This is a genomic window from Acidovorax sp. Root217, from assembly GCF_001428645.1.
In the GTDB taxonomy this organism is placed as follows: Bacteria; Pseudomonadota; Gammaproteobacteria; order Burkholderiales; family Burkholderiaceae_C; genus Acidovorax.
This window is the reverse complement of the sequence record NZ_LMIH01000018.1, coordinates 146,574-158,761: the sequence shown is the minus strand read 5'-3', so window position 1 is coordinate 158,761 and position 12,188 is coordinate 146,574. Positions and strand designations below refer to the sequence as shown.

Below are 12,188 nucleotides of genomic sequence, written 5' to 3'. Positions count from 1 at the left end.
GTGCATCGCGCACAGGCTTGGACCCTATGTCGCCCGCGTCGCCTACCGCGAAAACGCTGCCCGGCCCTGACTGGCGCATGAAGCGGCGCACGGTGGCCGCCAGGTAGGGATAATTGCGCGTGAGGATGCTGGCTGGGGCCTCGGAGATCGCGCGCACCTTGCCATCTGCGCCGGTGCCGATGAGCGTGATCCAGCCTGGCCGCTGCATGGACTTGCCTACGATGGCCAAGTCGTCCGATCCTGCGATCCTCTCGCCCAATACCGCCATGGGCTTGCTGGCCTTGAGCAGCCTGTCCTCGCCGAAGTCTTGGTAGCGCACCATGTTGGCAGGTTCACTGCCCTGGTTCGCAGCGTCGATCACGGCGTACTTGTTGCTGTTGATGAAAACGTGGGCCAGCAGGCCCGGCACATGCGCGGCGAGGGTCTTGGTCAGTTCCAGGTCCGGCCCGCTGGGCGTGGGGTTGCCAGATGGATGGTTGTGCAGCACATAGTAACCATCAGCCCCAGTGCGCTGCATGTTGTCTCGGAACTCTTGATAGTACTCAGGATGGGTCATCCCGGCCGGCACCATGGGCGTCTCGCCCGGCAGCCGCGCGCTGACGCCAGTGGCATGCACCACCTGGCCATCCTTCATGAAAAAGACCCGGAACGTCTCGAACCGGGGGTCGCGATACACCTGGGCCAGTTCGGCCAGGCGCGCGGGGCTGTCTACTTGCTGCCCGACGAGAGATTGACTGCCGGTACGCTCAATTCGCTTGGCGATTCCAAGTCCCACGAGAGTGGCGGTTCGAGGCGGTATGGCATCACCCGCCCCCCGCACGCTGTCAGCGGTGGAAGCACTGGATCGACCAGTTGTTGGTCCTCGGCCATCGTCAGGCTGTGTAGGTTCTTGAGCGCGTCCATTGGCATCACTGTAGCCGCTGCGGTAGCTCTCTGCAACGAAGTCGCCTTGGCTTGGTGCAGGATTGTGAGGTTGCGCAGGCTGCAGGCCGCCCAGCAACTGCCGCGCCTTGCCCACTTGATCGAGCCCGACAACCACGCCGCCTTTGCGCCGCAGCACGCGGTCCACGCCGCCTTGTCGCAGGCGCTCCTGCAACTGTGCGGGGTCTCCTTTGACCATCAGCGTGCCGTCGCGCTGCATCTGCATGCGCATGGAGTGGATCTGCGTGCCATCATTCTTGTCATCAGTTTGAAGGCCGGCCGATGGATCTTGCGCGCTGCGGGTGCTGAACCGTGTCTGCCCGGTGTGCGAAGTTTCCGCGCCAACTGTCCCCGCCTGGTCGATGGCGCGCATCACGAAGCGCTCGGCCTCGTTGTAGCTCATCGCTCGGATCGAAGCGGCCAGCCGCCCCATGCCCATGCGGTCCGCCACGCTGGCCAGCCAGTTGGCCAGCGTTCGGATGCGCATGCCCAGACGGGTGCCCGCCAGCTTCTGGGCACGAAGCTCTTCGGCCACTACGGCCAAACCCTCTTCGATGGCAAGGGCCTGGTATTGGGCTGTCAGCTCAGTTCCGGTGAAGCCCCTCTCACGCAACACGCGCAGTTGATGCGGAGCATCCGGCGCTTTCGCCTTCCATTCAATCGCGTATTGCTGCACCCGTCTGTCGCGCTTTGCCAAGTCCAGCATGGACTGCACATAATCGCGGCTCGGCAATACATTGCGCACTCCCAAATGGAACATTTCATGGAAAAGCGTCTCGGCCACCGCGTCGGCGTTCTGGTGAGCCGAAGCGACGATAACGATCCGGCCCTCTTCTGGCAGCGCCGCGCCCATTACACCCTCCGGCGCCCCGACCCAAGCCTCTTCGCTCCGCCCCACGACGTCGACTGGTGGCGGGTTGCGGAGCCCCGACAAGGCCTGCAGCACAAGCTCCTGCACCTGTTCAAGAGATAGCCCTGGTGCGTGGTTACCGCTGTGCGTACTGAATTTGGATGTGGCATTGCGGGGTGCAGGCTTGGAGATGCTGGCAACTGGCACCTCTACGTTGACCGTCAACAACCTGCGAAGTACACTGGCCACGTCTCCTGAAGTTGCCTTGCCGGATCGCTCCACACCGTCCACGGTGTCGGCCCCGGAATTACCGGACTTCAGGAGGCTTTCTTTTGTGATTGCACTGTGCAGGTACATGCGCTGGCTGTTCGGCGTTGTACGAACCAGCACGGTGACTATGTTCTCCACCCCTGCAATGCTCACCGGCGCGCTGATGAAGTGGCCCGTGGTGTCGCGACTGTGCTGTGCGCTCAGTACGAGAGCACCATGCTCCACCACCTGTCTTGCTGCGGCGAACGCCACCGCCTTGTAAGGATTCATGCGGTGTGCCATTGAGTCGCGCACCGACCGTTCGTCCAGCACCACCTGACCAATTTCTCTGTTCGTGGCTTTGTTGCCGAAGCCTTGGAACAGTCTCACCGCCCAGTCGCGCAGGAGCGGATACCCGTGAGGCGCTTCGTTGCCTTTGAGCACAGCCGCAGGTGCTCCTTGCAGTATGCGCGCCTGTTCCTGAATTCTGGATTCGCGTTGAGCATCGTCACTTGATGATGCAACTGAGGTGGCTGAGGGCGATTCGAAGGCGACCGAACTGGCGTGGAGGGCATTGATGGGTGGCGATCCTGCAGTGTCTGCGCCTTCGCTTATCTGCGCAGGGTGGGGTTGGGGTGCACCCAGCAACTGCCGTGCCTTGTCTACTTGGTCGAGCCCGACGAGTACGCCGCCCTTACGCCGCAGCACGCGGTCTACCCCGCCTTGGCGCAGGCGCTCCTGCAACTGTGCAGGGTCGCCTTTGACCATCAGCGGTAAGCGGCCAGCCATGGCATCTTGAAACAATGGCGTACTCGTAGGAGCCTCGTGTCCACCTCAACTCTAGGTGGACACGTGAACACTACTCCTGAACAAAGCGGCGAAGGTCGTCGGCGCCGACGCATGCACAGTGACGAATTCAAAGCGAACGCAGTGGCGTCATGCATGCAGCCAGGCATCTCGATGGCTGCGGTGGCGATGGCCAATGGGATCAACGCGAACCTTCTGCGCCGCTGGGTGCAAGCCGCCGAGATGCGCCCCGGTAGCGTCGTTCCAGATGCGCCGCCGGCGCCCAAGCGCCAGGGGGCAAACACACCTGCAGCCTTCGTGCCGATGCAGCTACCCGCCAAGGCTGCTGCGGCTGACATCCGCATTGAACTGCGTCGCGGCAACACCTCGATCTCCATGGCATGGCCCATCGATGCCGCCAGCGAGTGCGCGGCCTGGGTGCGCGAGTTGCTTCGATGATGCGCATTGATGCCATGTGGCTCGCAGTGGACCCCGTGGACATGCGTGCCGGCGCCGACCGCCTGATCGCCCGCGTGGTGCAAGTCTTCGGCGCCGCGCAGGCCCACCACGGCTACCTCTTTGCCAATGCGCGCGGCACGCGGATGAAGCTGGTGGTGCATGACGGCTTTGGCGTATGGTGCGCAACGCGCCGGCTCAACCAGGGACGCTTCGCTTGGCCCAGCGATGGGGCGCCGCTGCAGCAACCCGCACTCACGCAGGCCCAGTTCGAAGCCCTGATCGTGGGCCTGCCGTGGCAGCGGCTCGCGCACATGCAGACCATCACGCGCGTGTGATGGTGTGTGACGGATAGCCCCGTGCGCGCCGGTGAGGATCGCGCCCGGGGCAATTCGAGAATGCCCCGATGACATCCATCGCCAAGCTTCGGACAATGGCGCATGCTCGATGTGAATGCGCTCAAAGCCCAGGACCTCCAAGTTCTGAGCCAGAGCGCCATGGTCGAGTTGGCCACAGAGATGCTGGCCCGGATCGCGGCGATGAACACTCTGCTGCAGGCACGCGACAAGCAGGCAGCCGAGCACGCCCAGGAGATCAAGTTCAAGGACACCAAGCTGGAGCGCATCACGCACGAGCTGGCGCGTCTGAAGGCCTGGAAGTTCGGAGCCAAGACCGAACGCATGAACGCCGGGCAGCGGCAGATGTTCGAAGAGACAGCGGCCGAGGATGAGGCCAGCCTGCAGGCCCAACTGCTGGCCTTGCAGGGCACATCCGAGCCGAGCACCTCGCCTGCGGCAGGCGCCAGCCGCGTCGCCAACCGCTGCCAGAGCACCTGCGCCGCGTCGAGCACCGCCACGAACCCGAGAACACCACATGCCCATCGCCGGGGTGCGGTCGGGCAATGGTGCGTATTGGCGAAGACGTGAGCGAGCGGCTGGATATCGTTCCAGCCGAATTCTTCGTGCAGCGCCACGTGCGCGGCAAGTGGGCCTGCAAGTGCTGCCAGCTACTGGTGCAAGAGCCCGTCGGGCCTCAGATCATCGACAAGGGCATGCCGACATCGGGGCTGCTCGCGCACACACTGGTCAGCCGCTTCGTGGACCATCTGCCGTACTACCGGCAAGAACAAATCAATGCCCGCTCTGGCGTGCACACGCCGCGCTCGACGTTGGCTGCGTGGTCTGGAGCTGCTGGGGCCAGCCTGCAGCCGCTGTATGACGCGCATCGTGCGTTCGTGCTGGGAGCGCAGGTACTGCACGCCGATGAAACACCGGTGAGGATGCTCGACCCCGGGGCAGGCAAGACCACCAAGGCCTACATCTGGGCGTATGCCCGAGGCGAGCACAACTGCACCCCTGGCGTGATCTACGACTTCTGCGCAGGTCGGGGTGCAAAGTATCCAATGGCGTTCCTGCAAGGCTGGTGCGGCACCATCACCTGCGACGACTACAAGGCGTACGACGCGGTGTTGCGCACAGAAGGACGCAAAGAGGCTGGGTGCCTGGCGCATGCGCGCCGCAAGTTCGATGAACTGGCCAAGGCTCATGCAAGCCCGGTAGCTGCACAGGCCATCCAGCGCATGGCCGCGCTGTACCGAATCGAGCAGCAAGCGCGGGAGATGACAGCGGCGGATCGGTTGGCACTACGCCAGTTGCACGCACAGCCGCTGTGGGACGAGTTGCATGTGTGGCTGCGGCTGGAGAGAACCCGGGTGGCGGACGGTGGGGGCATCGCCGCTGCTCTGGACTACAGCCTCAAGCGCTGGGAGGCACTGGGGCGCTTCCTGCACGATGGTGATGTCAGTATCGACAACAACCACGTCGAGCGCATGATGCGCCCATGGGCGATGGGGCGCAAAGCGTGGCTCTTCTGTGGCAGCGAACTGGCTGGTCAGCGGGCCGCCATGGTGATGAGCCTCGTGCAGTCAGCCAAGCTGCATGGGCACGATCCCTGGGGTTACCTCAAGGACGTGCTGGAGCGGCTGCAAGCGCACCCGAACCACCGGATTGATGAGTTGCTGCCGCATCGCTGGAGCCCTGCGGAAGACGGCAAAATGCCGTCGCATGAAGAACATTGAAGCACTCATCGACGACGGCGGCGACATCACCCTTGGTGCGATCTACCCGATCAAATGCGCAGCCACAGCTGCTGACGGCCACAACAGTGTGGCCATGCTGGTTCGCCGAGAAGGTGAGACGCTGAACGCGTTGCTCAAGAGGCTGGACAAAGCCATCGGTAAGTTCTGCGACGGCGGGGACGCGGTCGACGAGATCAACGGCTACTGAAGGGAGCCGACATCGCCGTCAAGGTGGCATGGCTGGCCGCTTACCATCAGCGTGCCATCGCGCTGCATCTCCATGACTGGCACGGGCTGAAGCGCTCCAGCATTCGCCTGCGATCCATGACCTGTGCGAGGTGCATCGGCGCCCACCGCGCTGAGGCCCGCTGTGAAGTCGCCAGCCGTTGGCGTTCGGGCAGTAGCGGGCGCAAGCTGTGCGGCAGTTCTGGTCCCTGGCAAGGTGGCCGTTGCCGATGCGGGCTGAGACCCACGATCCGCCTGCGTGCCAGCCGGTGCCGCGAGTGGGCGGCTGAGCACCCGTTGCGCCAGTGCCGCCTGGTCCACGGGCACCAGCGTCACGCCCGCAAAAGGTTCGGCACCGCGCACGCCGCCTGCCTGCAGGTACGCGAGGATGGTGGCCTGGTCGCCGCCGATCACGAGCATGCCGGAGTCGAGGGCCTGGACCTGGGCGTCCATGGGGGCGGGGGACTGGGGCTGGACTTGTGCCGCTGCGGTATGGCGGGCTGTGCCGTACTGGGTAGTTGTGGGTGCTGCTTCTGCAGCGCTGGCATCCACTTCGGCATTCAGCGTGGACGCTGTTGGGGCCGGAGCTGGGGTGCCGGGTGCCTGGGGGACTCTCTCCGCCTGGCTCGCATCGCTGTTGACCTGTCCTTGCGGCAAGGCGTTGGCGCCTTGTTGGGTGCCGCTGCGGTTGCCGTCAGTCGATGCCGGCAAGGGCGTCGCGGGGGTGGCCGATGGAGCGGCAGGTCCTGATGGCCTAGTGCTGTCTGTGTCGGGAGAGTCTCGGCTTTCCCTGGCGGTAGCTACCTACGTCAAACTATTGGGTGACATTGAGCGCGGACTCGTCTTGGTAGCCAGTTGCTGACGACGTAGGGACCGGTGACGGCACCGGCATGAGGCAGCTTGAGTTGCCGGTGCCGTGCGCACCTTATCACCCTGCGTTGCCGGCGGGTCGCTTCGTAGGAACCTTCAGGGGGCTGAGGGCGCTCGACGTTCAGCCATGCGAAATCAAGATTTGCAAGGATTAAGTTTTTACTGTTTTGTGCCGCCTGTAGAAGTCATGCCAAATTTCTCGGACATCCCCCAATTCCATCTCAAATATGCCAGCCACAATCAGCATGCAGTCGGAGGTTGTCCAACCATCAACTTTTAGTCTCGCGAATACCTCATGGCTGCTTGCGCCAGAATTTTTCATCTCTATGTAAGGCCTCATTTTTTCGGATGTGGAATTATTCATTTTTCAAACGCTCCATTTTGCGCAATGTTGGAACATGCTTGCTGAATCCATAGCCTCTAATGAAGACGGACTCCCCTTCTGAAAAACCACGCTTAGCCAATAGCTTTGCGAGACGAGTATTCCTAATGTCTGCTCCAAACAGTTCCAGATGGCTAACTCCAAGATTCTGACCTAGTGATCGTGATTGGTTTGAAAAATTCATTATAGCGCCACTCTCATCGCTGATCAAATCCCAAATGCCTGCTCTAAAGATTCCTCTATCTAATTTGAAAACGTATATCACTGATTTTTCAGTGGATGGGTCTTCGAAAATAACCTGTTCACCTTGAAGAAAATCTCTGCGTTGTTTTGCATTCATTCCAAATTTATGGAGTTCTATTAAGGTGCGCCGGGAAGGTCGAGCAAGGAGTTGTGATCCTGGTCGTTTGGGCATGCTCACCGTCTCAATTTTTGTATGCCTCGATATTTTTTTGAATGATTTTCCTTTCCTTTTGACTGCCGTAGCGCGCTCCCGCTGCGCAATGCCAAACGCCAAATCCACCAGGTCCTGCCCATCAAAAGCCTGCGGATTCCCGGTCAGCTTGCCGAGCACGGTCTGCAGCGATGCCCGCACCCGCGCCAGCCAACCCTGCACCGAGTTGGCCGGCATCAGCGCCGTAGGCTGCTCGCCCAACTCCATCGCAACCTGCACGGCGTAGGGGAACAGTTCTTCGCTGCTGTAGCTGGTCTCATCCGCTCCGGCCGGCCGCGAACCCTGCACGCGCGCTGCGGCCTCGTCGTAGACCTGGCGCTCCAGGCTCCCCTCTGGCCTGTTCGCCCAGGTGCCGATCACTTCGTGCAGGTGCCTCCACCTCGCTTCGCCCAGCACCGCCTTGCCATGCTTGTGCACCAGCTCGTGCGCGGCCACGGCCATCTCCTGGCCGGCTTCGATGTGGTCGGCGATCAGGAAGATGGTGTTGGTGTTCGGGTCATAGAACCCCTGGGCCAGACTGGTGTCTTGCGAGCCCATGTCGACTTCGCCGATCAGAGGCTCCCAGTGCGCCTGGATATCTGCTGAGGTGGCGACCACCATGCGGCCGCGGCCCTCGGCGAGCAGGCCCATGCTGTTGGTGAGCTTGGCCACTGCGGCGCGCACGGACTGCACGGTGGCGGGCTTGGCGGGCAAGCCTCTGGACCGCGAGGTGCGGTCAGGCGAAGGCGGTGCGCTGCGGCTGAACTGCTGGCCCGACAGGGAGGGGCGGGAGGGCAGGGAGGGGCCTGCCCAGGCTGGGGCGCTTGGCGGCTGCCGCAGCAACTGCCGCGCCTTGTGTACCTGGTCAAGCCCGACGACCACGCCGCCTTTGCGCCGCAGCACGCGGTCCACGCCGCCTTGGCGCAGGCGCTCCTGCAGCTGTTTGGGATCGCCTCGGACCATCAGCGTGCCGTCGCGCTGGATTTGCATCTGCACTGAGTCGGTTGGCTGCGCGAAAAAAGTTGCAGCACCGGCTTGCGGAGCTTGTGCGCGGCGGGTGCTGAACCGTGCCCGGCCAGAGTTCTCCATCTCGCCGCTTGCCGCTCCCGCGTGGTCGATGGCGCGGATCACAAAGCGCTCGGCCTCGCTGTAGGTCATCGCCCGGATGGCATCTGCCAGGCGGTTCATGCCCATGCGGTCGGCAACGCTGGCCAGCCAACCCGCAAGCACTCGCACCTGCTCTCCGAGACGCAAGCCTGCCTGCATGCGCCCGCGCAGTTCCTCGGCCACCACGGCCAGGCCTTCCTCGATGGCCAGGGCTTCGTACTGCGCTGTCAGCTCGCTGCCGGCGAACCCGGCATCGCGCAGGGCTTGTAGCTGCATCGCCGCTTCAGGAGCGTCCTTCTTCCAGTCCATCGCGTACTGGTGCACTCTGGCGTCGCGCTTTGCCAGATCGAGCATGGCCTGCACATAATCACGCCGGGGCAAGATGTTGCGCAGCCCCGCATGGAACAGCTCATGAAAAACCGTCTCTCGAACCTGTATGACCTGCCGATGATTCTCGACGACGATGGCAAGCCGATTCCCCGTCCATACACCCATTGCACCTTCCGGCGCGACTATCCCCAGGTCAGCGGCCCGCAGCACGACATCGACTGGTGGCGGGTTCCGGAGGCCCGACAAAGCCTGCTGCACAAGTTGCTGCACCTGTTCAAGCGATAGGCCTGGGCCCTGGTCATTGCTGCGTGTGCTGAACCGAGGCGTCGCATCACCGGCAGCGTCCCCACGCGCATTGCGCCGCTCTATCTCCTGGGCTAAACTGAACAGGTCCCCAGCGGAGTGGTTCACGGCGCGAGCCGGGAGCTGCACCCCATAGAGGGTTGTTCTAGGGTCGGTCTTTCGTGGATCGGCTATCTCGCCAACCCACTCCCCCCGCTGGGGATCTTTTGTGTTCAATTCCAGCCCGTCCTCGCGGGCTGCAGCTTCCAACCACTGGGCGCTGGGCACATGCTCGTTGAGTTCCACCGCCTCCACTGTGTACAGTGGGTTGGCCCGTCCTTCTTGCCCCGTTTCCTTAACGGTCAGCTTGACCAGCTTTGAGCGTCCATTCACCTGCATGTGTGCGAAGAAGCGGTGAACTGCCCGAATGTTCACGTCGTCACTTCGGTCCTGCTTGCTCCAACCCAGGATTGCATGCTCAAACAAGCTGTCCGCATTGGCTACGGCCATGGCATGCGTAGCGGGTGTCTCGGACTTGGCCACCGCCTTGCCGCTGAGCATCTTGTCGAGTGAATTGCGCGATACCACTGCCTTGAGGCCAGTGGACTCGTTGGTTAGCTCTTTGCCCTGAAATTGCTTAACCGCCTCGCGTGCTTCGCTGAAGGTTGATGCTTCGCGCACCTTCGGAACACGTGTTCGGCTGAACAACAAGGCAGTGCGTTGGGCCGTTCCATGCACAAGGTCAGTTGCGGCACCAGAAGTATCGTCGCGTGTGGAGCGTTCCCGCTGCGCAATGCCAAACGCCAAATCCACCAGGTCCTGCCCATCGAAAGCCTGCGGATTCCCGGTCAGCTTGCCCAGCAAGGCCTGCAGCGATGCCCGCACCCGCGCCAACCAGCCCTGCACCGAGTTGGCTGGCATGAGCGCCGTAGGTTGCACGCCCAGCTCCATCGCCACCTGCACGGCGTAGGGAAACAGTTCTTCGCTGCTGTAGGTGCCCGGCTCTGCACTGTCTGGACGCGAAGCTTGCACGCGTGCCATGGCTTCGTCGTAGACCCGGCGCTCCAGGCTCCCTTTGGGCCTGTTCGCCCAACTGCCGATCACCTCGTGCAGTTGCTTCCATCCTTGTTCTCCCAGCACCGCCTTGCCATGCTTGTGCACCAGCTCATGCGCGGCCACGGCCATCTCCTGGCCGGCTTCGATGTGATCGGCGATGAGGAAGACGGTCTTGCTGTTGGGGTCGTAGAAACCTTGTGCCAAGCCCGAAACCGGCGACCCCAGATCGACTTCGCCGACCAGAGGCTCCCAGTGAGCCTGGATATCTGCTGAGGTGGCCACCACCACGCGGCCACGACCCTCTGCCAGCAGGCCCATGCTGTTCGTGAGCTTGGCCACGGCAGCCTTTACGGACTGCACGGTGGCGGGCTGGGAGGGCAGGCCCTGGCTGGTGTGGGCGCCTGGACGCGCGCCAGGGCCTTCGCCTTGTGCGCGGCGGTAGCCAGCCAAGTGCTTTTCCGATAAAATCCGTCGCGTTCCCGGCTTGTTTTGGACCGCCGTACTGGGCAATCGGAGCCCAGCCTGCGCCAAGATGGTCGGGAACTTTTTTTGGTCGACATACCGCGCCAGTCCGTCCCTCAACCAGCGGCCATAGGGCGGCGGCCCGTCGTCCTTGTCGTATGCGTTGACCAGTAAATGCAGTCGCAGCGCCGCGGAGCCGATTTCCGCGTCAGGCTCTACGACCATGAGTACATGCGAACCTTGCACTGTCTCTGGGGCGACCACCACCAGCCTTCCTGCAACGGTATCCGAATCAAAAACCGCAGCTGGGCTTTCCAGCCATTGCGGTACCTTCATCCACTCAGCAGCAGTCATGTGGGGATGCTTGAACTGTCCTTGCAAGACTTTGCTTTCCTGCAAGTACAGTGGTGTTGCCGCGTATCCAAGCAAACCCAGCATGTCAGACGAGTCCAGAACAGTGACGCCGATTCTGTTTGCTGGCGCTCCCGCAAACAATGCATCGATTCGGGCCTCGTAGGCAGTTTTGGTCGCTGCAGTTCGAGAGAACTGCAACGTACCTGCACCGGCTGCACCCGATCCCTGCGACTGGTGTGCGGATGTGGTGTTGAACCGGGCTTGGCTGTTGCCTTGGGCATCGCCATCCTTGCGCCCCGCATGCTCGATTGCCCGCATCACAAAGCGCTCGGCCTCGTTGTAGGTCATGGCTCTTATGGCCCGCGCCAGCTTGGCCATGCCTGCCTTGTCAGCCACGGTGGCCAACCATTGCGCCAGTGCTCGGATGCGCGATGGCTTCCAGCGCGTTCCCATGCTCAAATCGACATTCAGCTCCTCGGATATCCGTGCCAAGCCTTCCTCAATGGCCATCGCCTCCAACTGCCCTTGCAGTTCACTGCCTGTGTATCCAAGGCGCGCCAGTTGCTCACGCTGTTGCGGCACGATGCCAGTGCGCTTCCACTCATTGGCATACTGCTGAACCCGCGTGTCGCTTGCCGCCAGGTCCACCATGGTCTGCACGTACTGCGCGCGTGGCACCAGAAAGCGCACACCCCGATGGAGCAGTTCATGGAAAACGACCAGCCGCACGTCCAGGTCCGAGCCCACGCCCGACTGGAACACATTGATATCCCCACTCCCGAGGGTAATGCCCGATGCCATTACTTCCGCAGGCACGACGAGTTCGATATCTCCGGGGCTGCCCACGGCCTTGACTGGTGGCGCACCAGCAACCCCCGCAAGAGTCTCCTGGATCACCTGGTCGATGCGTTCAAGCGAAAGCTCCGCCTTGGGGAGCGTTGAACGGGTGCTGTAGCGGCTGGCAGGCGAAGGTCCATCTTCGGCTTTGCTTGCTGATGCGTTGCGGCTGAACTGCTGGCCCGACAGGGGGGAGGGCAGAGAGTGGTCCGCCGAGGCCGAGGTGCGTGGCGGCGGCTGCTGCAGCAACTGCCGCGCCTTGCCCACTTGGTCGAGCCCGACAACCACGCCGCCCTCGCGCCGCAGCACGCGCTCCACGCCGCCTTGGCGCAGGTGCTCCTGCAGCTGTACGGGGTCGCCCTTGACCATCAGCGTGCCGTCGCGCTGCGTGTGCATGCTCACGGCGCTTGGGGCGCTCGACCCAGGTTCGCCCTCGGCGACCCGGCGCCCCCGGGTCAGCGAGAAGCCTGTGCCGCCCGTATGCACGCCCTGCTGGTGCAGCGTGCGTCCG

Annotated in this window: 6 protein-coding genes and 1 pseudogene; 4 read left to right on the top strand and 3 right to left on the bottom strand. The window is 62.8% G+C overall.

Going from position 1 to position 12,188, the window contains the following annotated elements; genetic code table 11:
* On the bottom strand, positions 1-2,788 hold a 2,788-nt coding region (locus tag ASE31_RS31130), incomplete at its 3' end, for a JAB domain-containing protein (protein WP_304439137.1).
* Between the two features lie 132 nt (positions 2,789-2,920).
* On the opposite strand from ASE31_RS31130, the gene ASE31_RS19155 reads away from it, so the two are divergent.
* From ASE31_RS19155 to ASE31_RS19140, 4 genes and pseudogenes are all read left to right on the top strand, one after another.
* On the top strand, positions 2,921-3,265 hold the full coding sequence (locus ASE31_RS19155; RefSeq protein WP_082437202.1) for a transposase: 345 nt from the start codon (positions 2,921-2,923) through the stop codon (positions 3,263-3,265).
* Positions 3,262-3,600 carry an IS66 family insertion sequence element accessory protein TnpB gene (tnpB, locus tag ASE31_RS19150; RefSeq protein ID WP_055392902.1) on the top strand — a complete coding sequence of 113 codons (339 nt, stop codon included), beginning with the start codon at positions 3,262-3,264 and terminating at the stop codon, positions 3,598-3,600. The genes ASE31_RS19155 and tnpB overlap by 4 nt, the downstream gene beginning before the upstream one ends.
* Positions 3,601-3,702: 102 nt before the next feature.
* Positions 3,703-5,339, top strand: a pseudogene (locus ASE31_RS19145) (IS66 family transposase).
* A complete protein-coding gene (locus ASE31_RS19140; RefSeq protein WP_057203414.1) occupies positions 5,326-5,547 on the top strand; it encodes a hypothetical protein in 222 nt (73 codons plus the stop codon). The pseudogene ASE31_RS19145 and the gene ASE31_RS19140 overlap by 14 nt, the downstream one beginning before the upstream one ends.
* Here ASE31_RS19140 and ASE31_RS19135 read toward each other — a convergent pair.
* Both ASE31_RS19135 and ASE31_RS19130 read right to left on the bottom strand, forming a co-directional pair.
* A complete protein-coding gene (locus tag ASE31_RS19135) occupies positions 5,541-6,017 on the bottom strand; it encodes a hypothetical protein (RefSeq protein ID WP_057203413.1) in 477 nt (158 codons plus the stop codon). The genes ASE31_RS19140 and ASE31_RS19135 overlap by 7 nt on opposite strands.
* Positions 6,018-6,790: 773 nt before the next feature.
* Complete coding sequence (locus ASE31_RS19130; RefSeq protein ID WP_157412564.1) at positions 6,791-12,073, bottom strand: hypothetical protein; 5,283 nt, start codon at positions 12,071-12,073, stop codon at positions 6,791-6,793.
* Positions 12,074-12,188: the final 115 nt, after the last annotated feature.

Coding starts and splice junctions, on each gene's coding strand:
- ASE31_RS19155 (WP_082437202.1), top strand. CDS start 2,921: ATGCACAGTGACGAATTCAAAGCGAACGCAGTGGCGTCATGCATGCAG.
- tnpB (WP_055392902.1), top strand. CDS start 3,262: ATGATGCGCATTGATGCCATGTGGCTCGCAGTGGACCCCGTGGACATG.
- ASE31_RS19140 (WP_057203414.1), top strand. CDS start 5,326: ATGAAGAACATTGAAGCACTCATCGACGACGGCGGCGACATCACCCTT.
- ASE31_RS19135 (WP_057203413.1), bottom strand. CDS start 6,017: ATGGACGCCCAGGTCCAGGCCCTCGACTCCGGCATGCTCGTGATCGGC.
- ASE31_RS19130 (WP_157412564.1), bottom strand. CDS start 12,073: ATGCACACGCAGCGCGACGGCACGCTGATGGTCAAGGGCGACCCCGTA.